We start from the raw sequence: 22,594 nt of genomic DNA, 5'->3' as shown, positions 1-22,594 counted from the left end.
TCGAGGGAGAATGTAGATAAGAGGTATGGACGTCGTATTCATACGGGGTGAAACGGCTTTGAAGAAGGTTAATAAGGGATATCTAAGGCCTTTATTCGGTATAGTGGCCAATGGTCTGATCCAGGGACAGTCAAAGGTCCAACCCGATCCCCGACCTGAGTCTAGGATGAAAAACCGTCCACGGTCTGTTTTGAAAAGTCGCAGTTTCCCCTAGAATAAGGACATAAGGTTAAACAAGAAACAAACGAACAAACACACAAACCAAAATTAACGAACCGAAAGGGTGGTGAACAATAATTATGAGATGGAATAAAGGAAATGGCTGGGCGGTTGTACTGATTGCATTGGGTGCACTCCTCCTCTTCGGGAAGTTAACTCCTCTACTGGGACATTTAATGGGTTATCTAATTCCGATCCTGATGATTGCACTTGGCTACTACGGAGTTAAACGAGGAAATGTACTGCTTGGATGGATTGTTCTCTTCATCGGTATCCTCTCATTGCTGGGTAAACTAGCCTGGCTGATCGGACCGATCATCGCGATTGGGTTAATCATCTTCGGATTCTCCATGTTGAGTAATAATCGCAGTCGTCGTGGCCGTTACTAAGCTTTCACGATTATGATAAGGAGGACAGACAAAATGAGTGTATTTCGTCGAATGCGGGACATTACCGTAGCTAATTTAAACGAACATCTGGAGCAAAGTCAGGATCCAGTCAAACTGATTGATCAGTTTCTGGTCTCGACCCGCCAAGACATCGGTGAAGCCGAGAAGCTTCGTCATCAATATGCAAGCCATACCAGACAAATGAAACAACAAGCGGATCAGGCAGCAGGTATGGTACACAAACGGGAAGAACAAGCTTCCATGGCTCTGAAAGCAGGCGAGGAGCATTTAGCTAAACTTGCTTTACAGGAGAAAATCCTCCACGAGGAAAAAATGGAGCAATACAATGAATTATACGCACAAAGCAACGCGGCTTTACAGGAACTGGACGAACAGATCGACCAACTGAAAGTGGAGTATCAAAATGTATATAGCAAACGCCAATATTACTACGCTCGTATGCAGACGATTCAATTGCAGCAACGAATGAATCAGAGAGGTCACTACAACGGTCAGAATGTACCCCGTATGTTCAACCGGCTGGACGATCAAGTTTCTGATCTCGAATATGAGGCACAAAGTCTCCGGGATTTGCGGCGGATGAGTCAGGATGGGTCAGGTACGTCTGGCACCATGTCATCCTCTACGCTAGACAAAGAACTGGAACGGCTGAAACAAAAGCTGAACAATGACAGAAAGGAGTAGACACATGAATAAACTTTACCGCTCATCGCGTAATCGTATGCTGACAGGTTTGATTGGCGGCATATCTGAAAATCTTGGATTTAGTTCCACGCTGCTGCGTATCATTTTCTTCATCAGTATTTTCGCTACGGGGGGTACATCATTGTTGATCTACTTCATCGCTGCATTGGTAGTGCCAAAAGAACCCTATCACGCTGATCCATACACTTATGGTGCTGATCACGTAAGAGGATACAAGTAAACGAAAGGAGTAAGCACATGAGCAAATTATATCGCTCAACACGTGACCGGATGCTGACAGGATTATGTGGTGGGATATCCGAGTCGATCGGCATGGATTCAACCTTGCTGCGTATCATCTTCGTCATCAGTATCTTCGTAACTGGCGGCACGTCGTTGTTAATCTACTTCATCGCAGCACTGGTGGTGCCAAAAGAGCCATATCCACCTTATGATCCATACGGCTATGGTCCGGGCCCTGGTCCTGGCGCTGGTAGAGGATACAACAACTTTGATCACGAGCCGCCAAGAGGTCCTTTCCAAAACAATCATAATCAAGGCCCTGGAAACTTTGGTCCTGGCCCAGGATACAACAGCAGACCTCAGTCTGGTCCACGTTCTTACGACAATAACGCCTACGGAGCAGGGTCACAGCAAGAAAGTGAACTTGATTCCATGATGAAAGATATTGAGAAAAAAGCATTGAAAAAAGAAGTTGAAGAGCTTCGCCAAAAATTATCTCGTTACGAGAAGGGAGAAAAGTAAAATGGGAGTATTTAAACGGATTAAGGATATGACTAAAGCGTCGGTAAATGATATGTTGGATAAAGTGGAAGATCCGATTGTAATGTTGAACCAGTACTTGCGTGACATGGAGGCTGAAATTCATGAGGCAGAGGTAACAGTTGCCAAACAAATGGCGAATGAGCGTCGCATGAAACAGCGTCTGGACGAAGCAGAACGTACATCGGTACAACGTGAGTCTCAGGCAGAGGCTGCACTGGCTAATGGTCAGGAAGAAGTGGCTCGTAAATTGCTGGAAGAGAAAATCTACTTCGATCAAAAAATTACGGAATACAGAGAACTTCATGCTCAATCCGAAGCTCAAGCCAAAGATTTGCTGCAACAGCTGCATGACATGAAAGATGAGTTCTACAAAATGCGTAACAAACGTAATGAACTCGTATCCCGTGCACAGATGGCGAAAGCCAAAAAACAAATGTCTCAAATCAACAGCTTGCACTCGATCGAGAGTGGTGGTGCATCCCTTGGATTCCACCGCATGGAAGAGAAAATCATGCAAATGGAAGCTGAAGCTGATGTGAGCCGTGCACCTTATCGTAATACACAATCTACGTACACTAACCCTGTAGATACCGAAAAGCAATTCAAAGTGGATCAACAGCTGCAAGCTCTGAAAAACAAAATTGGCAATGGTGCCAAAAATGAAACGGGCGGTACTTCAAAAGAATAACTGTTCGCTCAGCAGACAATATGATATTCTATAAATCGTGAATAAAGAACGGTTTCTAGAACAAAGGTTAAGCCATACAGGTGTTTAAAGCCTGATATGGCTTTTCCGTCGAATTGGGAAGATTAACTTACAGAGGAGGTGCGGCAGAGATGAATAAGAAGGGTCAATGGCTTGCTGTTGTAATCATTGTGATCGGCATGCTGATGTTACTTAACCGAAATATTAACCTACTGACCGTCGCCGCACTGATTCTGTTAACGATAGGTATGGTACAAGTTCGTAAGGGGGACACACACAAAGGTTATCGATACCTCGGTATCGGTGCCGCACTGTTGTTGCTTGATAATCTAATGATTGTATTTTTGATTGTACTGGCTTCGCTGGCCTATTTTTATTCCAAAAACAAAAAGATTCATCTAGATGGGAATATCATGCGCAAGCAAAACTTCATGGCTCGGTACTATTGGGATCAAACACCATGGACATTGCGGAGTATGAGCCTATGGCATGCCATGGGTGAGATTAATGCAGATCTGTCACTTTCCCTCCCGGAAGAGAAACAAACGATTGTACTTTTGCAGGGAGTTATGGGGAATGTTCGTCTGATACTGCCTGAAGATTATGGTGTTGAAATTGAGGCATCTGTACTCTTTGGACGGATTAGCCTGAATGGAGAGCAGGATAGTGGCATGATGAACAAATTGGTATGGAGAACTCCTGGATATGAGTCCAGTGAACATAAAGCAAAATTTGTCATTTCTTATATTGTTGGCGACCTAAACATCAGTAATCCGTAATAAGTTAAATAGGTGAAGAAGGAGGAGACCCGGATGAAGACAAAACGACATACCGACATGGTAACCCGAAGTATGGGTGAAGGGATCCTCCTTGTTTTCATTGTGCTCATTGTAATCTTGTATGTATTGTATACATATGGTTATCTTGCTCCGTTTGCTGGATGGAGACATCTGATTCAATCGGGTCTAGCGTTACTGCTGCTCTTGGTCGGTATGGGTGCGGCCTTCGGCTTCTATCAGAGTTACCGGGTCAAACGAAGGCTTGAACTATTGCGAGAGACGCTGCTGCAATGGGAAAAGGGGTCACTTTCACGTACTGTGCCGGACCTCGGCATTGATGATGTCGGGCGATTAAGTGAGCAGCTTGGACGTATCGGAAAAAAGTGGGAAGATCAGGTATCTTCGCTCCAGCGATTGTCTACTCATAATGCACAGCTTGCTGAACAAGCCAGAATAACGGCCATTGTGGAGGAACGGCAGCGGTTGGCACGAGAATTGCATGATGCCGTGTCGCAACAGTTGTTCGCCATTTCCATGACCGCAACAGCGGTTGGACGAAGAATGGAAAAGGATTTTGCACGTGCCCAGCGGCAGGTGGCCCTGATTGAAGAGATGGCGTCGGTAGCTCAATCTGAGATGCGGGCGTTGCTATTACATTTGCGACCTGTCTACCTGGAGGGTAAACATCTCGAACAAGGTTTGCGTGATCTTGTGATGGAGTTAAAAACAAAAGTACCTATGGACATTGTGCTCGAAATGGATGAAGACATTCATTTGATCAAAGGCATTGAGAATCATCTGTTCCGTATTATTCAGGAAGCGATGTCCAATACATTACGTCATGCGAAGGCAGAAAAGATGGAAATTCGACTTCAGCGCCGGGTAGATGCCATTCGGGTACTGATTCGCGATGATGGTCAGGGATTTGATCTCGACGATCAGAAACAGGCCTCCTATGGTTTGACTAATATGCGTGAACGTGTGACTGAAATTGGCGGAGCCATTCAATTTGTAACGGCGCCGGGCAAAGGAACACGAATTGAGATTACAATACCTTTGATGAACGATGAAAGCGAGGAAGAACATGTCAATGGAGACGGGAATAGAAACGGAGACGGAAGTGGAAACGTCGATCAAAGTGTTGCTCGTGGATGATCATGAGATGGTACGCATTGGCCTCGCTGCGGTCCTGGATACCGAAGATGGCATTGAAGTGGTGGGGGAAGCGGGTAGCGGTGAGGAAGGTATTCGCTTGGCACAGGAGTATAAACCTGATGTTGTCCTGATGGATCTCGTCATGGAAGGGATGGACGGAATTGAAGCCACCCGGCAGCTGCTCAAAATGTATCCGGAATGCAAGGTCATTGTACTGACCAGTTATCTGGATGATGAAAAAATGTATCCGGTTATCGAGGCAGGAGCCTTCAGTTATCTGCTGAAAACATCGAGAGCCAATGAGGTGGCAGATGCGATCCGCGCAGCGGCTCGGGGGCAATCGGTTCTGGAATCACAAGTGGCGTCCAAAATGATGAATCGTTTCCGACAGCCGCAGGCAGCGGCACCAGCTCATGATGAATTGACTGATCGGGAGATGGATGTACTCCGGTTAGTCGCTAAAGGCAAATCGAACCAGGACATCGCAGATGATCTCATTATCGGGATCAAGACAGTCAAATTCCATGTCACGAACATACTAGCAAAATTGGGCGTGGATGACCGTACACAGGCAGCCATCTATGCTTATAAGAATGGACTTGCGGAATAGAAAAAGAAGCGTGTGAAGGTTGAGGTATGCACTATGCTTTTACTGAGTAGATAAGGTAAAGTTAAGAAATCGGTGGAGCACGATTCGAAAGTCTGTTCTGCCATAAGATGATATAAGGTCCGATCAGCCATGAAGATGGTGGATAGGGCTTTTTTTGTGTGCCAAAAAGAAGTTTAGCAAATGAGTAATAGGGGCATGCTGTTGATAGATTCATAGAATGTAAGAAAGAGGGGAGGATTCGAATGTTAAATCGATGGATGACAGTAGGCACACTAGCATTAGCAATCATTATACTTGTAGGCATGACTCATGTGTACGCTGAGAAGACGGAATCCGAAGCAGGCAAGCTGGAACAATTAATGAGGACCGCCGATACAGCAATCGATCATGTGGAGCGTTTAGTCATTAAATGGCAAGGGGAAGGCCTTGGAGATGCAAAAGACCAGGCGGAGCTGCTTGCTCATCGGCTAGGATTGCAACAGCCTGAACGCGGTGTTCAGACGGGGCATGATGTTTATCGTAGTGAGATGGCTGCTGATGCTCAGCAAGCAGGCATTCTGGTCAATGTTGTCGTTACGGGGGAAAATAAATACTACGCGATCGTCCAGTTATCAGGCAATGAACATACGGACCAACGTTTATTGATCACATTGCATAAACAAGTATCCCAGTTGCTCACAGACTCCGGAATGAAGGCGGCTTGGAATTTCGCTGTGCAGGGCACAGGAGCAATGGAAAGTGGCGCGAGCAGTCAATTGCAGCAAATCGAGCAACAGCTGTCTGGAGATATGAATATGCAAGCGATAGAACGTTATACGGATAACAGCACTGCCAGCGTGTCATATGAGGCATCGGATTTGCCCATAGTGATTAAAAGCGGTACGCATCTCTTGAACATGCAGCTGGCGGTCCATCAGGATGATGAAAAGGGGACCAATCGAGTTACAGTAGGTTTCCCGGTGATCACGATTGAATATTAATGCAATATTAAAGCAGATTTATAAGTTTGATCATGAATTTTTATAGATGAAATTTCCATGAATTGTGGAAAAATATTGATAACATTTCTCAGGAAAATTAGTGCAACCCATGGGGCTTTATGCTAAAATGGCATCACATCCAAGAAGGAAATTTGCTGGTAATTGACGGTTGTATGTTGCGTATATAACACCATTACATAGCTCGGGGAGAGTGTGGAGATGTCTTCCCGGAAAGAAAGAGGAGCCCATGGTCGAAAAACAAATGCAAGATGAAGTGCAGACACCAGGTGCAGTATTTTTCATTTTTGGAGCAACGGGTGATTTGGCCCGCCGGAAGCTGTTTCCGGCTATCTACAGTCTCTACCGCGAAGGTAAATTAGCCGAAGACTTTGCGGTTATTGGTGTAGCGCGTCGTCCGAGGTCTCCAGAAGAATTCCGGGAAGACATCTATGAATCCATTAAGGAGTTCTGCCGCTATCCAGCGGGGGAACCCGATGAGTGGAACGCTTTTGTCGAACATTTTGAGTATAAATCACTAGATATCAATAACGTGAACGGTTTCAAAGAATTACGTGAGCAGACAGAGAGTTTGGAAGCGAAGTTTAACACACCGGGTAACCGTCTGTTCTATCTGGCGCTGGCACCTGAGCTCTTCGGCAGCGTGTCATATAGTTTGCGTGATGGTGGAATGCTGGAGAGCCGCGGGTGGAATCGACTGGTGATTGAGAAACCATTTGGATATGATCTGCAATCTGCGGAGCATCTGAATGAGCAGATTCGTGAAGTGTTCCGTGAGGAAGAGATTTATCGCATTGACCACTATCTGGGCAAGGAAATGGTACAGAATATCGAAGTTATTCGCTTTGGTAATGCCTTTTTCGAGCCGCTTTGGAACAATAAACATATTGCCAACGTTCAGATTACTCTGGGAGAGACGGTTGGTGTGGAAGAACGTGGTGGATACTACGATCATTCGGGAGCATTGCGCGATATGGGACAGAACCATATGCTGCAGATGTTGACGATGATTGCCATGGAGCCGCCAAGCCGCCTATTCCCAGAGGACATCCGCGATGAGAAGGTTAAGGTACTGCGTTCTCTGCGTGCGTTCACCTCGAATGAAGAAGTGAGTACTAATGTTGTGCGCGGGCAGTATACCGAAGGGGAGTATCGTGGCAAGCAGCTTCCCGGTTATCGCCAGGAGGACAAGGTTGATCCGGAATCCAATACGGAGACTTACTTTGCGGCACGTGTATTTGTGGATAATTTCCGCTGGGCGGGTGTGCCGTTCTATATACGGACAGGCAAGCGCCTTCCGGTGAAAACGACCGAAATCGTGGTTGAATTCAAATCCATGCCGAGTAACGTCTATCTGGGCAAAAAGTATAAACTGGAGCCGAATTTGCTCGTCATTCGGGTAAATCCGATGGAAGGTATTTATATTAAAATCAATGCCAAGAAGCCGGGGTCCGACTCCGAGATTCAGCCGCTGGCGATGGACTTCTGTCAGAGCTGCATGATTGGAATCAACTCGCCGGAGGCGTATGAACGTCTGCTGCATGATGCAGCAGAAGGAGACTCCACTTACTTTACCCGTTGGGATGAAGTTGCTACAGCATGGTCCTTCGTTGACCGGATTGCGGCGGCTTGGGCGGAAAATCACGGTGAGCTGCATACGTATCCAGCAGGTACGTGGGGTCCTGAAGCAACAGGTAAACTGCTGGAACAGGACGGCTTCCACTGGTGGCCGGTGAACGGTCAGGACGAAGACAGTGTCGTCTGGCAAGTGAATAATTAATCGCGGGAATAACAATCACGAGTGGCAGGGATTTGGTTAGATCAAAGTCATGCTATTGGTGAAAAGACTAACACTGTTATAAAGAAGGCTTGGGAAGAACGCAGAGATGCGCTCTTGTCAGGTCTTTTTTACGATGGAGAAGTGAGGGGTGTAAAACTTTACATATAATAAAATAAGTTATTGACAAAAAGTAAGTATATAACTTATACTCAACTCAAGAGATATAAAGAGATTACGCAAAAGACATACGAAACCCGATGACGAATCGGAAACGTACATTATTCATGAGATAAAATGTGAACCACGTGAAGGGGTTACGAAATACATTCATGAAGAAAAAAAATTTAGCATAATATCTTTAATCTAAGAATACTATTTTGTATATATTGAATGGAGGAAAAGAAAATGTTGGATGTAGGATTGTTGTTGATTCGTTTGGTGATTGGATTGTCGTTTATGGCGCACGGGGCTCAGAAATTGTTTGGATGGTTCGGGGGATATGGAATCAAGGGAACGGGCGGCTGGTTTGAATCGATGGGGATGAAACCCGGCGCATTGGTTGCGTTACTGGCAGGGCTGGCTGAATTCGGTGGCGGATTGCTGCTGGCTCTGGGTTTGCTCACACCGGTAGGCGGCATTCTGATTGCTCTGACTATGGTTATTGCGATTGTGAAGGTTCATGGTGCGAACGGATACTGGTCCACGCAAAACGGATTTGAATATAACCTTGCGATCCTGGTGGTTGGTGTAGCAATAGCTTTGACAGGTGGAGGACAATACGCACTGGACGCATTAATTTTCTAAGAGCGGCAAGCGAAATGAATAATGAGTACCTGGATGCCATAATGATGGCGGAAGGGTGCTCTTTTTTTGCAATCGGAAAAGAGAAGAATCTGCTGTACGTAATCGGTTATTTTCGGTAAAGATTATGGTACAATAGGAAAGTTGGATACTAAATCAGGTCTACGGCATGATTGGAAGCACAATGCTTAGGGAGGATGAACTCCGTTGTAAATGTGTAAAATTAACATAGGATGCTTAATTGCCTCATATGCGAAATGCGAATGTACAATCAACCGGCATAGCCGGATTGCATAAAGATTGAATGGTAGACCGGCCTCGCCGGATTAACGTGAATGAACGGACGAAAGGGATAGAATCTATGAGCAAAGCTGCAGATAACATTCTTCAACAGGAAGTGGACAAACGCCGGACGTTTGCCATTATCTCTCACCCGGATGCGGGTAAAACGACATTGACCGAGAAACTATTGCTGTTCGGGGGCGCGATTCGTCTTGCCGGTACAGTTAAAGCTCGGAAAGCAAGCAAACATGCAACAAGTGACTGGATGGAAATTGAGAAGCAACGGGGGATCTCGGTTACATCTTCCGTCATGCAGTTTGATTATCTGGATCATCGTGTCAATATTCTGGATACACCAGGTCACCAGGACTTCAGTGAAGATACGTATCGTACACTGACAGCTGCGGATAGCGCGGTGATGTTGATTGACGTGGCGAAAGGCGTCGAGGCACAGACGATCAAATTGTTCCAGGTTTGTGCGAAGCGTGGTATTCCCATCTTTACGTTCATCAACAAGCTGGATCGTGAAGGACAAAGCCCGTTTGATCTGATGGAAGAACTCGAAAATGTACTGGGTATCCGCTCTGTACCGATGAACTGGCCAATTGGTACAGGTCGCGAGCTGTGCGGTGTATATGACCGAATGAAAAATCAGGTGGAATTGTTCCAAGGGGACGATCATTCGACCATTAGAGTACAAAAAGTAGATGGCTACAAAGATCCGATTATCCGCGAGATGGCAGGGGAGTATCTGCATGATCAACTGTGTCAGGACCTGGAACTGCTTGATGTAGCGGGAGACCAGTTCGACATGGAGAAAGTACAGCGTGGGGAACTGACACCTATATTCTTCGGTAGTGCCATCAATAATTTCGGCGTGCAGACGTTTTTGGAGAATTTCCTGCAACTCGCACCGAAGCCTGAACCTCGTCGTAGTACAGCAGGAGAGATTCAGCCAACGAATGAGAAATTCAGCGGTTATGTATTCAAGATTCAGGCGAACATGAACCCTGCACACCGCGATCGTATTGCGTTCCTGCGTATTGTGTCAGGCAAGTTCCAACGTGGGATGAGTGTGAAGCATAACCGTGTGGGCAAAGAGATCAAGTTGTCCCAACCACAGCAGTTCCTGGCACAAGACCGGGATATTGTGGAAGAGGCGTATGCAGGCGATATTATCGGTTTGTTCGACCCAGGTATCTTCCGGATTGGAGATTCACTGAGCCAAGGCAGCGAAGTTATATTTGAGGAATTGCCAACATTCTCACCAGAGATTTTCGCCAAAGTTACCGTGAAAAATGCGTTGAAACATAAACAGTACCAAAAAGGGATTGACCAGTTGACGGAGGAAGGAACCATTCAGGTGTTCCAGACCGTAAGTTTTGACGAGACCATTCTCGGCGTAATTGGTCAACTCCAGTTCGAAGTATTCGAATACCGGATGAAGGGCGAGTATGGGGTAGACGTGCAATTGCAGCGCATGCCTTATCAATTCGCGCGCTGGATCGTGGACGAGAACTTGGACCCAAGTAAATTCCGGATCAACTCCACCCTGGTGAAAGATAAAAAGGGTAATTATGTTGTCCTGTTCGAAAATGAATACGCGATGAGAACCGCAATGGACAAAAACCCGACGGCGAAATTCCTGGAGACAGCTCCATAAGCCGTTTCTTCCTAAACTAGTAAAGACAGCAGAAACAAATGACCTAATCCCTGATCAGAGGGGTTTAGGTCATTTTTGTTGTTCCCAGCGTTTATATCTCATTAAGGTTTTCCCCCGCATTAGGGAAAAAGGGAGAATAACATTCAGTCATCATTCAGTCGGCTCTCAGGTTAAATTCAGTTTGGCAACCGATGAAATTGAAGTGTACGGTACAGCTACTCAATATGTACACAGAGAGAGGAGATCTATTTTGTCACTATCCATTAACAGGCATTCGATCACAACGTCCTATGATCATTCAGTAAAGGCAAACGAAAACAAGTTAAATAGCCTGGAATACGACACTGCGCAAAGAAAGGCTGCTGATTCACTTGAATTAAGCAAAGAATTTGCAGAATATGCTGGAGGGGTACAGTCCTCACTCCCAACAGAAAACTACAGCAGAACGTACAATCGAAGCGAGGACGCGTTTATACTGACGACGGATCAACAGAAATCGCTGTTATCTGATCTGCAAAGTTATCTGTCTTCTTCAGATGCTTCAGCAGTAACAAATGAGATTGGTGGCAGCACGGTGAACCCTTTGGCTTCCATATCTGATTTGTTATCCGGTCAGGACCTTTCAGCAGCAACGGATGAGGATATCTCCGATCTGTTTGACCAAGTAGCTGAAATCATTCAAAGCCAACGCCCTGAACCCCCGCCAGGAAATGATTCACCGCGTTCTGATCGCAATGGAACACCTCCAATGATGCAAGCCATGGGTGGGATTAAGCCGCCATTTGCATGGAATATTCAAGAAAATTCTAACGAGCAGAACCAAGATAACACAATGAACAACGAGCTTACTGTTGATGAAAAGAAATCCTTGCTGAGTGAGTTGCAAAATCTCATTACCAGCTCGGGATCAGGGGCTGCCTCTTCGGGTGAGGATGAAGAGAATGATCTGCTGGCTGCACTTAAGAATGCATGGGGGAATACGGACACATCCACTGCTGGAGATGAAGAAATATCGGCTCTGTTTGAAAAAATCGCTAAATTTTTTAATTGAGCGGTTTTCCTTTTCTAAAATACTGGTATACACAAACAAGGTACAACCTCCTGAGTTATGCTCAGTGGCTGTACCTTGTTTGGTTGGGGAGCCTAATTAGTCTACAGGGGGATAACTGCCTTGCTCTTGGAGCAAGGCATCATCCAGACCAATGAGCCAAAATCTTTCTTTGCAGACAGAACAACGTGATGATGGTACCTTTCCCTCCAAGGCTTCAATTATCTGATGGGTTGAACGGGAATGGTGTGCAGATGCTCCTGCGCGATTTGAATTAATTCTTCCTGCTTGGCAGGTTCCGTGTTCTTCCAGATCATTTCGAAAATGGCACCAAGTCCGGGTAATGCTGCTTCCGGTCCATCTACAGAACCTTCGATCATCTCCCGGAGCTGATCATCACTTTTATCATGAACCTTATGAACAATCGCTTCACGCAGGCTTAATGTAATTGGCATCGCAAGTCCCTCCTCGTATATTCGGCTGCTCTAATACTGTTCCCTGGGAAGCGTGAGCGCATTCAAGTTTATTGGGCTTTGTGGTATACTACGAAGGATATTTAAGTAAACATTCACCCTTTAATTGAAAAATGAACTACCAATAGATGCGTAATGCTGAAGTGCAGCGGGAGGTTAGACCCTAATGGCAAAAAAACAATATGCCGTCATTGGCATGGGGCGGTTCGGATCAAGTGTAGCCAATGCCCTGAGTGGCATGGGATTCGACGTATTGGCAATTGATGCGGACGAGCAGCGAACCCAGGAAATGTCCAATGTGGTGACTCATGCCGTATCGGCAGATTCAACGGATGAGGAAGCGCTGCGGGCGCTGGGTATACGGAATTTTGATGTCGTCGTTGTGGCGATTGGTGAAGATATTCAGTCGAGTATTCTCACGACCCTTATTCTGAAGGATATGGGTGTACCTGTTCTGATTGTAAAAGCACAAAATGAGCTTCATGGTAAAGTATTGCAGAAGATCGGAGCGGACAAGGTAATTTATCCTGAGAGGGATATGGGACTGCGTGTAGCCCATCATCTGACATCTCCAAATATTCTCGATTACATCGAGTTATCTGAGGATTACAGCATTTTGGAGATGAGAGCGTCCGAGCAAATGATTGGTAAAAATCTGCTGGAGCTAAATATTCGTGCACGTTTCGGTTGCAACGTGATGGCGATCCGCAGTGGGAATTCGATGAATATCTCTCCGTATGCGGAAGATCGGATTGCGGACGGGGATGTGCTGATCATTGTTGGTCACAAAGACCATTTGACGAAAATGGAGCTTGCGTATCCAAAGTGATAAGTATAATGATGGGATGATGGAACATTCTTTGGTCGGATAATTTCAATTCGTCATGTAACATGTTGATAAAAAATCCCGCAGACGGGAAGGATGGAAAGATGGATATTGTATCACCGCAAAATACACGTGTGAAGGAATGGGCACAGCTGCTGGAGAAAAAGCACCGTACCCGTCAACATAAATATATTATTGAAGGTATTCATCTCGTACAGGAAGCGCTGCGTGCCGGGGCAGATCTGGAATGCATCGTTTACGATGGGGAGCAGGGTGTACCCAAGGAACTGGCTGGACAGGAGGCTTCACTTCAGCGTGTGGAATGGATCAGTGTATCCCCTGCGGTTATCGCCAAGTGTACGGATACGATGACCCCCCAACCTGTTTTTGCCGTTGTACATAAAGGTCGTGAGCCGCTTCAAAGCTTGTTGTCTTCCTCCAAGGGGCTGGTCGTGGTATTGGACAATGTTCAGGACCCTGGTAATGTGGGGACGATCATTCGCAGTGCGGATGCAGCGGGTGCGGCAGGTGTTGTGCTCGGTGCGGGTTGTGCCGATGTCTATAATCCGAAAACGATCCGTTCGACGATGGGCTCATTGTTTCATTTACCCATCGTCGAAGGGCAGTTGGAGTCGTTGCTGCCTGAAGCAAAAGCTGCGGGTGTAAAGTTGGTTAGTACGTCTTTGCAGGCAGAGTATTCGTGCTACAGTTATGATTTTACACAAACGGTGTGGCTTGTGATCGGTAATGAGGGCAAGGGCATATCGGAGTCTACTGCACAACTGGTGGACGATGCAATTACGATTCCGATGCAGGGACAGGCAGAGTCGCTTAATGCCGCGATGGCGGCAACGATCTTGTTGTTTGAGGCAATGAGGCAGCGGATGGTTTAGCCCATGAATAATATACTTCATGTTCATATGAAGTAAGAAATATAAGCTTATTCCTACTCGACCGATGAGTGAGGAATAGGCTTTTTTTGTATAGTCGGAGAAGTTGAAATAAATAAATCGAACGATATGGAGCTGGTATGCCAATATATAGTGTAAGGAGGAAGGGGATGGATAATGAGTGAGGCAGAAAAGTACATAAAACTTGTGGAATTAACCCGGGCTGGAGATTACGAAGCATACGGGGAGTTATATGAGCAAACGGTGAAGGATGTGTATCGCACTGTGCGTTTTCTGATTCGTGACTCATCTGACGCGGAAGATCTGGTACAGGAAATTTATATTCAGGCCTACCGGTCCTTAGAGGGATACGATTCGGAGAGAGCGTTTCGTCCCTGGTTAATGGGTGTGACGATGCGGCAGGTTCGAAGTTACCGGCGCAGACGATTGACTCAATTTCGTTTTAGCAAGCGGATGGAGAAGTCTGATACTGGGCTGGAATATGATTTTTCCGGTGACTTAATCAACAAACTGGCAAATCGCCCTCTGCTTGAACAGGTGCACCGATTGCCATACAAGCTGCAGCAGGCCATCACTCTTCACTATTTGAACGAGTACACACAAGAAGAGATTTCATGCATATTGGGCATTCCGCTAGGAACGGTGAAATCGCGTATTCATGCGGCATTAACCAAGCTGAGGCAGAATCAGAAGTTGGACCTAGGTATTCGGGGAAAGGTGGAGGATTTACATGAATCTCGATGAACAGCTGCGAACAGCCTACCAGAAAGAGACTAAAGACTGGACAATTCCTGAGAGAACAAAACATAAAATCATGAATGCTATACGAAGTGAATCACATCTCAAAAGACATCGGAAAAAATGGCTGGTTACTGTGCTGCTGGCTGCTGTGCTCATCATTCCTACGGGAGCCTATGCGGGGTATACCTATTTGGCTAACGAAATGTATGGTTCACAGGAAAATATATCAGCGGTGGGTGGAACATCGGAGGATTATATGAGACTGGAAGAGAAGCTCCAGACAGCCAAAGCACATTTAAGTGAAGAGGAATTCATTCAATTTATGGATCTGATGAAGCAAATGGGGCAAATGGCTTTGAAGAATGCGGATCAACAGGGAGAGATGCATCCTGAGCAATGGGGTGTCACAGAACAGACGGAATTTAATCGTCTTACTGCAGAACTGGAACCATTTTTTAAAAAGCTCGAAGCAGCAAGTGCAGACTCTCCAAAAGAACCTAAGGACCAGGAACAATTTTGGAAGGAACAGCTAGCAATGGCAGAGACGAAGTTTTCCAAGGAGCAGTTTACCGAGTTCAAATCGTTATATGAACAGATGAAGCAATATGAAGCCATGGTGATGGATCAGGATGGGAACATGCATGAAGAACGATTGTCTGCGGAGCAGAAAGAAGAACTGAAGCAGGTACGTGAGCAGATTTTTCCCTTCTTGGAGAAGTTGGGACTGGATGTACGCAAACCGGGTGAGTAGCTTAGGTAGTGTTAGGGGCTGAGGAGCGAAAGGTATTTTATTCCTTTTTCTCCTTTTTTATTTTGTAGAAATGATTTTGTAGATAATCTTCTTATCTGCGTTGCATATTCAGCCGATATTGATGTGGCGTAGTGCCTGTTGCATTGCGGAAGACTTTGCAAAAATAAGATGGGCTGGATATGCCTACACGGTGGCCAATTTCCGGAACAGTATGTGTGGTACTTGTGAGTAACACACAAGCATGACGAATACGTGTAGCTTGGGCGTAAGCAACGATGGTGGTACCGGTAGCTTTTTTAAATATATGGGACAAATGATAAGGCGAGAGATGCAGTGTATCTGCGATATCCTCCAGACGAAACGGTTCATTGTAGTGCTCTTCAATCCACTGCATGACAGCCTCAGCATGAGGATGCAGAGCGGGAGGACTCGTTGGGAGCGTAGTAGAGCTGGGATACTGCCTGTCTTTCCAAAGGTAGCGAAGTTGTGCGAGCAGTCCAAGTAAAAAGACTCGTGTATCCTCTTCCACTTCATGTGGAAGTAATGTAGGTAGAATATCGGCAAATTGCTCAATCATCTGAACCATTTGGGATGAAGGGGAAAGACGAATCGGTTGAAGCGGAGATGTTTGCCCGAGAAGGTCCATTGTAAAACGATTTGATACGGCAAATTGCCGAGAGTGCGGGTTCAGCAGGTGCTGCTCATACATTAGTACGCTGCGGATAAAGGGATGTTCTTTCGTGACTTGAATCTGGATCTGATGCAGCTGAAAAGGGCGGAATATCATCAGCGTACCCGGTTCAAGGGAGAATGCCTGACCCTCGGTTATTAGCTGTCCATATCCATCATGGATATACGTGATTTCCATCTGTGAATGAGCGTGAAAAACCTCTCGGAACGCAGTGGTGGAGGTGCGACGGCATGCCAGATTAAATTGATCCTCAGTGATGATGGCCATTAGGAATGCCTCCCCTTCAAGAGCGCAATATAGTTTCATTTTATCACAAGATGAACGCATAAAAGCGCTTTATTATTGTGTATTGTGAAGGGAATAAGGGAGGTATGCATTCATGTTAAAAGTAGCCATTATTGGAGCAGGCGCGATCAGTGCAGCGCATATTACAGCGTATTTGGCATTTCCTAAACGATGTCAGATCGTAGCTGTGGTGGATATGTACACGGAAAAAGCACAGAAACAAATTAACGAATATGGGTTGAAAGGAGCACGAGCTTTTACCGATTATCATGAATTGCTGGATCAAAACATTAACTTGGTTTCCGTATGTACCCCACCGTATACCCATGCACCGATCACATGTGATTTTCTGCATGCAGGTACACATGTGCTTGTCGAAAAACCAATGGCCTCTTCTTTACAAGAGGCGGATATGATGCTGGAAGCGGCGCAAAAGAGTGGTAAGCTGCTTTCAGTTGTGGCGCAAAATCGTTTTACGACACCGATGATGAAACTGAAATATGTGCTGGACAGCAAACTTATGGGTCCCATTGTCCACGTGCAGGTTGATTCATTCTGGTGGCGGGGCCATAATTATTATGATCTGTGGTGGCGTGGTACATGGGAAAAAGAAGGCGGTGGCTGTACACTTAATCATGCGGTCCATCATATTGATGCGATGCTTTGGATGATGGGTCCTCCGGTGGAATTACAGGCCATGATGGCGAATACGGCGCACGATAATGCCGAAGTAGAGGATATTTCCATGGCGATGCTTCGATTCCAAGAAGGAGCACTTGGTATGATCACCAGTTCCGTGGTACACCACGGAGAGGAGCAGCAGTTGATTTTTCAGGGTAAAGAGGCCAGGGTATCTGCGCCTTGGAAGGTCGTTGCTTCTACGGCACGAACGAATGGATTCCCAGAACCCAATCCAGATCTGGAACAACAGATTCAGAAACTCGCTGACGAATTACCAGATGTTACTCATGTGGGGCATACCGGGCAAGTAGAGAATGTGCTAAACGCCATTGAGACAGAATCACCGCTTCTGGTGGATGGGAAGAGTGGTCGGAATACACTGGAACTCATTGTTGGTATCTATAAATCAGCTAGTACGGGAGAGAAGGTTACTTTTCCACTAGAGGCAGAGGATGCTTTCTATACAAGGGAAGGGATTATGGAAAATGCGGTGCATTTTTATGAAAAAAAGACAGCCGTGGAGAACTTCGAGGATGTGGATATTACGTTAGGGAGAAAGTTGGAGTCGTAGTTAAATAAACATGGAAAAGAGGCCAGTCCCACAGATATTGTGAGATCTGGCTTCATTTTATTGGAGTCCTACTCACAAAACAAAATCAATACACCCGATGTTTCCATCCATTCAACTTCGCGATGGCCTCCAGATAATAATAATCTCCATAGATCAGGGAGACATCGATGAAGGAATTGCCGCTGCCTGTGGCGTGCAGCAGAATCGATTCATGCTCTGGCTGATCCCAGACTGCATAGTTCTCTGTTAAGGAACGCAGAATTTGTTCGGCTGCATCGGCATAGAGTCGTTTTTCACCTTCAGGAACGGCGGCGGCCAGTTCTAGCAGACCGGATGCGGCGATTGCTGCTGCAGAGCTATCTCGGGACTGATCCTCCAAAGTCGGAAGTCTGAAATCCCAGTAAGGTACATGATCCTCTGGCAGCGCAGCAATAAAGTAATGGGCGATTCGTTTCGCTGTGTTCAGGAAACGCTCATCCTGGGTATAACGATACGTATTAGCGAATCCGTATAACCCCCATGAGGTACCACGACTCCATGAGGATTCAGGAGCATATCCCTGCCCGCCAAAACATTCAATATAACGACCATCCTCCGGGTCAAAGGAAAGGATATGTTTGGTCGATCCGTCTTCACGAACACCGTACTGCATGGTCGTCTCGGCATGGCTAATGGCAATATGTTTGTAGCGTGGATCTCCCGTCACTTCTGAAGCCCAGAACAACAAAGAGATATTCAGCATGCAATCAATGATGGCCCAGCCATATTTGTCTTCATTCCACGCACGAATGAATTTGCCTGCCGGGTTATAGCGTCCTGCAAGGAAATTGGCTGCCTCCAGACCACGTCTGAGAGCGTCTTCATCACCTATAATTTTATGTTTGATAACAGCAGTAGAGAGAAACTGGAAGCCAACATCGTGATGAAGCTCTCCTGTTGATCTTATAAACCATTGCTCCAAAGTTTCATCCCACGACCATGCCGCATCCCGGTAGCTTTCCTCTCCTGTCATATCGTACATAATCCACAGCATACCCGGCCAGAAACCTGAAACCCACCAATCGGTATTGATGTTATCATACTTCCCATCATCACCGGCAAAATGAGGACATTTATCCCCAATGTTTTTTTTCATCTCTGGCAATTTATTTTCGAGCTTCTGCATGACTTCCTGCCAATAAGTCGTAGTTACGGCGGATTCTACCTTGGCCATGAGATAACCTCCTTAGGGTTAATTAGAAATAAAGATAACGCTTTCCTATAAGGAGATTATATCTTTTTAAAAACCTTAAAAGTTGTGTTAGGATATGAAGAAATGTTGCTCTGTTGTCATTTGTGAAGAAGGGGGAACGAGAGTGTTTGAACCTGTGAACTTTGAGGGAAATACTTTGGTATGGGATTATCAAATTAAATCGGTAAACGAATTCAAAGGATATTATCATTGGCATCAATGCGGGGAAATTCTCTATGTCCATGAAGGGCAAGGCATTGTGGTATTGAATAATCATACCTATCCCATTCGTAAAGGAATGCTCTTCTTTTTTCAGCCATATCAGCTGCATCACGTCTATGCCGAGGTTCATCCAGATACACCATATGAAAGGAACATTTTCTATGTAGAGCCCATTGTAATGGACCGATATTTGGGAGCGTTCCCACATCGCCGTGCTTTTTTTTTCGAGGTTATGGAAAGGAAGAAATCAACAGCAGGTTTTTGATCTAAGTTCATCTATGGATCAGGTGGATTGGATATACAAAAGTTATCACCAGTCACGCAGTCGGGTTGGGGGAGAATGGGAGGAATCGGTGCTGTTTTTGCTACAACTATTGAATATTTTGGATCAACAAAATGACGGGGAACAGGCGAGTCAACCACACTTGGTCGAATCACGTCAATTAAGGCATGCGGAGAAGATGATGCATTGGATTGAAGAGCACTACATAGATGAAATCAGACTGGATCATATGGCGAATGATATTCATTTATCCAAGTCTTATGCTTCCCGTATCTTTCAGCAAGAAACAGGAAGCAGTATTACGGACTACGTCACAGCCCGAAGACTCAAGCAGGCATATCTTCTGCTGGAAACGACAACTCTTTCCGTTGAAGAGATTGGCAGACGAGCTGGATTTCCCAATGGATCTTATTTCATTCAATTATTTCGCAAGTCGGCGGGAACCACTCCGCTACAGTATCGGCAGCATTTTGAACGCAGCAGCAGACATTAAATCACATAAGTGTAACTGCTGATGTTATTAAAAGTAGCGTCAGCACATTATCGTGATGAAATTTAAAGCGTTATTTTAAAATTCTCAATATGTCGTAAGTAAAAGTGAAATAAGTTCCTTCTCTAAAATAGAATGAGACACCTATACTTTCCTCAAAAGTACGTGCTAAAGCCACTTATCGGCCCATCGTTCTACGGAGCTTAATGCGCGCCCCAGCTCTGTGCCTTTGCGGGACAACATATATTCTGTCCGAACAGGGCGTTCCGTAACCACGTGACGCACGACAAGTCCCTCTTCCTCCAATTCCTTCATCCGTTCATTAAGTACCCGTTTGCTCAGGTCCGGGATATAAGCGTGAATTTCACTGAATCGTTTGGGTTCTTCCATCAATGTATGAATAATGAGGGCTACCCATTTCCGGCCAATGATCTGATAAGACTGTTCCACCTTTTCGCATATTTGCTTGGCATTCTCATCATCGCTCATAATAGTACTCCTTTGATTTAGTTATGCTTATTATAGCATTAGTATACTTATTGTAACCTGAGTGTCCACAAGCCCTATGTGTAAAATGTCACATACCAATTGTTCTTAATGTTACCACATAAAGCGTTAACATTAAATAAAAACCCTATAAACACTGGTGTTCACAGGTTGGACACGATTGTTGACGAATTGTGACGACAGGTGTAAGATGGGTAACGTCAATTCAATTGGTTACAATTTATAACCTTGATTAAGGTTGTGGAGAGAAGGAATGTTCCATGTTTAATTCAGGTCAGATACACAAGCGGAGGTAAGGCGGGGAACTCCCCCACTAATTCCGTCTTTTGTCATGCTTGGATTTGAACATTTTGTATCATCATATACTATACTGCACAGATCACAGGAGGCACTCCAATGGACGCAATGACATTTGTCCTCTTCGGGGCAACAGGCGATTTAGCCAAACGTAAGATTTACCCTGCATTATATAATTTGTACATTGATTCGAAAATGCCGAAATCCTTCTCCGTTATTGGTCTTGGACGGCGTGAATTGTCGGATGCTGACTTCCAGGCGAATGTCGAAAAGTCATTGCATACCTTCTCCCGTCAAACACCGGAAGAAGAAGCTGAGGTTCGCGACTTTATTGGTGCTTTCCGTTATTGTTCTTTAAATAATACGAAGCTTGAAGATTACACCAAATTGCTGGAACTGGTTCAGAAACGTGAACAAGAGCTCAATATTCCCGAGAATCGCATGTTCTACATGTCGGTTGCACCGGAATTCTTTGAGCCAATCGCACTGAACATTCAAGAAAGCGGCTTGGGTAACGCCAAAGGCTGGAAGAAACTCATCATCGAAAAACCATTCGGACACGATTTGCAATCTGCTCGTGATCTGAACGAAAAATTGAGCAATACTTTTGCGGAAGAAGAAATTTACCGTATTGACCATTTCCTTGGTAAACCGATGGTTCAAAATATTGAAACCCTCACTTACGCGAATCCGGTCATTCAGGCTTTGTGGTCCAATCGTTACATTGCAAATGTACAGATTACAGCAAGTGAAACGGTTGGTGTCGAAGAGCGTGCCGCGTATTATGACCAAAGCGGTGCCCTTCGTGATATGTTCCAAAACCATATGCTTCAGTTGCTGATGATGATTGGTTTGCATTTGCCAAAACGCTGCACACCAGAAGAAATTCAATTCAAAAAGCAGAAGATCGCTGAAGCTCTTCGTCCATTGACGAAAGAGAATATCGCTTCCGAAGTCGTTCGTGCCCAATATGGAGCAGGCGAACTGCAAGGTACTTCTGTTGTTGGATATCTGGACGAGCCTGACATTCCAGCTGGTTCTCAGAATGAAACATATGTTGCGGCGAGACTGTGGATCGATGATCCATTCTGGAGTGAAGTTCCATTTTATATTCGTACAGGCAAACGCCTGGCTGAGAAATCAACCAGAATTGTTGTTGAATTCAAGGCTCCACTGAAAACAGGTCATGAATCCGAAAATACAACAGAGCCTAACTTGCTGACGATTGAAATTGGTCCGAAAGAAAGCATCTCGCTTCAATTAAATGCGAAAAACCCACTCAACCAAGGCGAAGTGGAACCTATGCATATGAGCTTCAACTCAGGTGAACGCAACATTCCGGAAGCTTATGAAAACCTGATCTTTGACGCGATGCGTGGAGATTCTACATTCTTTGCTCACTGGAACGAAGTTGAACTGGCTTGGCAATGGGTACAGCCGATCTTGGAAGCATTCCAGGAGGGCAGTGTGCCACTCGATACGTACAGCGCAGGTTCGCAAGGACCGGAGTCAGCAGATCGTCTGATTGCAGAGAACGGCTACCGTTGGTGGTAAAAGTATTGTAAGAGCAGCATCAGAGAAGAGAACACTACTATCTATTCTGCTCGATAATATACAAATTTTTATGAATTACACCGTTCCAATTTTGCATAAGTCCTTCCGGTAATACCCGGAAGGCCGTGAAAATTTTTGATATAGATTAGTTGGCTCAAT

General features: G+C 45.4%; 25 protein-coding genes. 21 read left to right on the top strand and 4 right to left on the bottom strand.

What is annotated here, in order from left to right; translation table 11 throughout:
- Positions 1-299 precede the first annotated feature (299 nt).
- The 13 genes from BUA17_RS26800 (at position 300) to BUA17_RS26740 (ending at position 11,924) form a co-directional block, all read left to right on the top strand.
- On the top strand, positions 300-608 hold the full coding sequence (locus BUA17_RS26800) for a LiaF transmembrane domain-containing protein (RefSeq protein WP_062324034.1): 309 nt from the start codon (positions 300-302) through the stop codon (positions 606-608).
- Positions 609-641: 33 nt separating this feature from the next.
- Positions 642-1,313 carry a PspA/IM30 family protein gene (locus BUA17_RS26795; RefSeq protein ID WP_063566170.1) on the top strand — a complete coding sequence of 224 codons (672 nt, stop codon included), beginning with the start codon at positions 642-644 and terminating at the stop codon, positions 1,311-1,313.
- A 4-nt stretch (positions 1,314-1,317) separates the two neighbouring features.
- Entirely contained in the window at positions 1,318-1,554 is a 237-nt protein-coding gene (locus BUA17_RS26790) for a PspC domain-containing protein (protein WP_063566169.1), read from the top strand.
- Between the two features lie 17 nt (positions 1,555-1,571).
- Positions 1,572-2,078, top strand: a complete 507-nt coding sequence (locus BUA17_RS26785) for a PspC domain-containing protein (protein ID WP_063566168.1) — start codon at positions 1,572-1,574, stop codon at positions 2,076-2,078.
- Between the two features lies 1 nt (position 2,079).
- Positions 2,080-2,787: a PspA/IM30 family protein gene (locus tag BUA17_RS26780; protein ID WP_064635674.1), complete on the top strand. Its 708-nt coding sequence runs from the start codon at positions 2,080-2,082 to the stop codon at positions 2,785-2,787.
- Between the two features lie 149 nt (positions 2,788-2,936).
- Complete coding sequence (liaF, locus tag BUA17_RS26775; RefSeq protein WP_064635675.1) at positions 2,937-3,584, top strand: cell wall-active antibiotics response protein LiaF; 648 nt, start codon at positions 2,937-2,939, stop codon at positions 3,582-3,584.
- Between the two features lie 33 nt (positions 3,585-3,617).
- On the top strand, positions 3,618-4,739 hold the full coding sequence (locus BUA17_RS26770; protein ID WP_072735519.1) for a sensor histidine kinase: 1,122 nt from the start codon (positions 3,618-3,620) through the stop codon (positions 4,737-4,739).
- Positions 4,675-5,349, top strand: coding sequence for a response regulator transcription factor (locus BUA17_RS26765; RefSeq protein WP_170867953.1), 675 nt, complete (start codon positions 4,675-4,677; stop codon positions 5,347-5,349). Before BUA17_RS26770 ends, BUA17_RS26765 begins: the two co-directional genes overlap by 65 nt.
- A 242-nt stretch (positions 5,350-5,591) precedes the next feature.
- On the top strand, positions 5,592-6,329 hold the full coding sequence (locus BUA17_RS26760; protein WP_072735517.1) for a YwmB family TATA-box binding protein: 738 nt from the start codon (positions 5,592-5,594) through the stop codon (positions 6,327-6,329).
- A gap of 247 nt (positions 6,330-6,576) precedes the next feature.
- Positions 6,577-8,127 (top strand): glucose-6-phosphate dehydrogenase, encoded by a 1,551-nt coding sequence (gene zwf, locus BUA17_RS26755; RefSeq protein ID WP_072735516.1) that lies wholly within the window; start codon positions 6,577-6,579, stop codon positions 8,125-8,127.
- A gap of 405 nt (positions 8,128-8,532) precedes the next feature.
- Positions 8,533-8,931, top strand: a complete 399-nt coding sequence (locus BUA17_RS26750; RefSeq protein ID WP_063566162.1) for a DoxX family protein — start codon at positions 8,533-8,535, stop codon at positions 8,929-8,931.
- A 358-nt stretch (positions 8,932-9,289) separates the two neighbouring features.
- Positions 9,290-10,873, top strand: a complete 1,584-nt coding sequence (locus tag BUA17_RS26745; protein ID WP_063566161.1) for a peptide chain release factor 3 — start codon at positions 9,290-9,292, stop codon at positions 10,871-10,873.
- Between the two features lie 250 nt (positions 10,874-11,123).
- A complete protein-coding gene (locus tag BUA17_RS26740; RefSeq protein WP_072735515.1) occupies positions 11,124-11,924 on the top strand; it encodes a hypothetical protein in 801 nt (266 codons plus the stop codon).
- Positions 11,925-12,142: 218 nt separating this feature from the next.
- On the opposite strand, the gene sspI is transcribed toward BUA17_RS26740, so the two are convergent.
- The gene (gene sspI / locus BUA17_RS26735; protein WP_062324046.1) at positions 12,143-12,376 is read right to left on the bottom strand and encodes a small acid-soluble spore protein SspI; all 234 of its coding nucleotides are present in this window, start codon (positions 12,374-12,376) and stop codon (positions 12,143-12,145) included.
- 184 nt (positions 12,377-12,560) lie between these two features.
- Between sspI and BUA17_RS26730 the strand changes: the two genes are divergently transcribed.
- The 4 genes from BUA17_RS26730 to BUA17_RS26715 all read left to right on the top strand — a co-directional run bounded on the left by BUA17_RS26730 (position 12,561) and on the right by BUA17_RS26715 (position 15,623).
- Positions 12,561-13,223 carry a potassium channel family protein gene (locus BUA17_RS26730; RefSeq protein ID WP_064635682.1) on the top strand — a complete coding sequence of 221 codons (663 nt, stop codon included), beginning with the start codon at positions 12,561-12,563 and terminating at the stop codon, positions 13,221-13,223.
- A gap of 101 nt (positions 13,224-13,324) precedes the next feature.
- The gene (locus BUA17_RS26725) at positions 13,325-14,113 is read left to right on the top strand and encodes a TrmH family RNA methyltransferase (protein WP_072735514.1); all 789 of its coding nucleotides are present in this window, start codon (positions 13,325-13,327) and stop codon (positions 14,111-14,113) included.
- Between the two features lie 174 nt (positions 14,114-14,287).
- Entirely contained in the window at positions 14,288-14,875 is a 588-nt protein-coding gene (locus tag BUA17_RS26720; protein ID WP_063566157.1) for a sigma-70 family RNA polymerase sigma factor, read from the top strand.
- Entirely contained in the window at positions 14,862-15,623 is a 762-nt protein-coding gene (locus tag BUA17_RS26715) for a DUF3600 domain-containing protein (protein WP_072735513.1), read from the top strand. The genes BUA17_RS26720 and BUA17_RS26715 overlap by 14 nt, the downstream gene beginning before the upstream one ends.
- 91 nt (positions 15,624-15,714) lie before the next feature.
- Here BUA17_RS26715 and BUA17_RS26710 read toward each other — a convergent pair whose 3' ends face one another.
- Positions 15,715-16,581, bottom strand: a complete 867-nt coding sequence (locus BUA17_RS26710; protein WP_063566155.1) for an AraC family transcriptional regulator — start codon at positions 16,579-16,581, stop codon at positions 15,715-15,717.
- Between the two features lie 112 nt (positions 16,582-16,693).
- On the opposite strand from BUA17_RS26710, the gene BUA17_RS26705 reads away from it, so the two are divergent.
- Positions 16,694-17,851 (top strand): Gfo/Idh/MocA family protein, encoded by a 1,158-nt coding sequence (locus BUA17_RS26705; RefSeq protein WP_072735512.1) that lies wholly within the window; start codon positions 16,694-16,696, stop codon positions 17,849-17,851.
- Positions 17,852-17,936: 85 nt separating this feature from the next.
- On the opposite strand, the gene BUA17_RS26700 is transcribed toward BUA17_RS26705, so the two are convergent.
- Positions 17,937-19,064 carry a glycoside hydrolase family 88 protein gene (locus BUA17_RS26700; RefSeq protein ID WP_072735511.1) on the bottom strand — a complete coding sequence of 376 codons (1,128 nt, stop codon included), beginning with the start codon at positions 19,062-19,064 and terminating at the stop codon, positions 17,937-17,939.
- 142 nt (positions 19,065-19,206) lie between these two features.
- Here BUA17_RS26700 and BUA17_RS26695 point away from each other — a divergent pair, with 142 nt between their 5' ends.
- Both BUA17_RS26695 and BUA17_RS26690 read left to right on the top strand, forming a co-directional pair.
- Positions 19,207-19,569: an AraC family ligand binding domain-containing protein gene (locus BUA17_RS26695; RefSeq protein WP_072735510.1), complete on the top strand. Its 363-nt coding sequence runs from the start codon at positions 19,207-19,209 to the stop codon at positions 19,567-19,569.
- Positions 19,570-19,657: 88 nt separating this feature from the next.
- Positions 19,658-20,080 carry a helix-turn-helix domain-containing protein gene (locus tag BUA17_RS26690; protein WP_211754063.1) on the top strand — a complete coding sequence of 141 codons (423 nt, stop codon included), beginning with the start codon at positions 19,658-19,660 and terminating at the stop codon, positions 20,078-20,080.
- A 165-nt stretch (positions 20,081-20,245) separates the two neighbouring features.
- On the opposite strand, the gene BUA17_RS26685 is transcribed toward BUA17_RS26690, so the two are convergent.
- Positions 20,246-20,566 carry a winged helix-turn-helix transcriptional regulator gene (locus BUA17_RS26685; RefSeq protein ID WP_063566151.1) on the bottom strand — a complete coding sequence of 107 codons (321 nt, stop codon included), beginning with the start codon at positions 20,564-20,566 and terminating at the stop codon, positions 20,246-20,248.
- A 414-nt stretch (positions 20,567-20,980) separates the two neighbouring features.
- Between BUA17_RS26685 and zwf (BUA17_RS26680) the strand changes: the two genes are divergently transcribed.
- The gene (zwf, locus tag BUA17_RS26680) at positions 20,981-22,435 is read left to right on the top strand and encodes a glucose-6-phosphate dehydrogenase (protein WP_072735508.1); all 1,455 of its coding nucleotides are present in this window, start codon (positions 20,981-20,983) and stop codon (positions 22,433-22,435) included.
- The last annotated feature ends 159 nt before the right edge of the window (positions 22,436-22,594 follow it).

Origin of the sequence: Paenibacillus sp. ov031 (genome assembly GCF_900143165.1) — a bacterium.
Classification (GTDB): domain Bacteria; phylum Bacillota; class Bacilli; order Paenibacillales; family Paenibacillaceae; genus Paenibacillus; species Paenibacillus marchantiae.
This window is presented reverse-complemented; position numbering and strand designations above follow the sequence as displayed.

Excerpts from the sequence above, each read along its gene's own strand:
- BUA17_RS26800 (WP_062324034.1), top strand. The coding sequence starts at position 300 with ATGAGATGGAATAAAGGAAATGGCTGGGCGGTTGTACTGATTGCATTG.
- BUA17_RS26795 (WP_063566170.1), top strand. The coding sequence starts at position 642 with ATGAGTGTATTTCGTCGAATGCGGGACATTACCGTAGCTAATTTAAAC.
- BUA17_RS26790 (WP_063566169.1), top strand. The coding sequence starts at position 1,318 with ATGAATAAACTTTACCGCTCATCGCGTAATCGTATGCTGACAGGTTTG.
- BUA17_RS26785 (WP_063566168.1), top strand. The coding sequence starts at position 1,572 with ATGAGCAAATTATATCGCTCAACACGTGACCGGATGCTGACAGGATTA.
- BUA17_RS26780 (WP_064635674.1), top strand. The coding sequence starts at position 2,080 with ATGGGAGTATTTAAACGGATTAAGGATATGACTAAAGCGTCGGTAAAT.
- liaF (WP_064635675.1), top strand. The coding sequence starts at position 2,937 with ATGAATAAGAAGGGTCAATGGCTTGCTGTTGTAATCATTGTGATCGGC.
- BUA17_RS26770 (WP_072735519.1), top strand. The coding sequence starts at position 3,618 with ATGAAGACAAAACGACATACCGACATGGTAACCCGAAGTATGGGTGAA.
- BUA17_RS26765 (WP_170867953.1), top strand. The coding sequence starts at position 4,675 with ATGGAGACGGGAATAGAAACGGAGACGGAAGTGGAAACGTCGATCAAA.
- BUA17_RS26760 (WP_072735517.1), top strand. The coding sequence starts at position 5,592 with ATGTTAAATCGATGGATGACAGTAGGCACACTAGCATTAGCAATCATT.
- zwf (WP_072735516.1), top strand. The coding sequence starts at position 6,577 with ATGGTCGAAAAACAAATGCAAGATGAAGTGCAGACACCAGGTGCAGTA.
- BUA17_RS26750 (WP_063566162.1), top strand. The coding sequence starts at position 8,533 with ATGTTGGATGTAGGATTGTTGTTGATTCGTTTGGTGATTGGATTGTCG.
- BUA17_RS26745 (WP_063566161.1), top strand. The coding sequence starts at position 9,290 with ATGAGCAAAGCTGCAGATAACATTCTTCAACAGGAAGTGGACAAACGC.
- sspI (WP_062324046.1), bottom strand. The coding sequence starts at position 12,376 with ATGCCAATTACATTAAGCCTGCGTGAAGCGATTGTTCATAAGGTTCAT.
- BUA17_RS26730 (WP_064635682.1), top strand. The coding sequence starts at position 12,561 with ATGGCAAAAAAACAATATGCCGTCATTGGCATGGGGCGGTTCGGATCA.
- BUA17_RS26725 (WP_072735514.1), top strand. The coding sequence starts at position 13,325 with ATGGATATTGTATCACCGCAAAATACACGTGTGAAGGAATGGGCACAG.
- BUA17_RS26720 (WP_063566157.1), top strand. The coding sequence starts at position 14,288 with ATGAGTGAGGCAGAAAAGTACATAAAACTTGTGGAATTAACCCGGGCT.
- BUA17_RS26715 (WP_072735513.1), top strand. The coding sequence starts at position 14,862 with ATGAATCTCGATGAACAGCTGCGAACAGCCTACCAGAAAGAGACTAAA.
- BUA17_RS26710 (WP_063566155.1), bottom strand. The coding sequence starts at position 16,581 with ATGGCCATCATCACTGAGGATCAATTTAATCTGGCATGCCGTCGCACC.
- BUA17_RS26705 (WP_072735512.1), top strand. The coding sequence starts at position 16,694 with ATGTTAAAAGTAGCCATTATTGGAGCAGGCGCGATCAGTGCAGCGCAT.
- BUA17_RS26700 (WP_072735511.1), bottom strand. The coding sequence starts at position 19,064 with ATGGCCAAGGTAGAATCCGCCGTAACTACGACTTATTGGCAGGAAGTC.
- BUA17_RS26685 (WP_063566151.1), bottom strand. The coding sequence starts at position 20,566 with ATGAGCGATGATGAGAATGCCAAGCAAATATGCGAAAAGGTGGAACAG.
- zwf (WP_072735508.1), top strand. The coding sequence starts at position 20,981 with ATGGACGCAATGACATTTGTCCTCTTCGGGGCAACAGGCGATTTAGCC.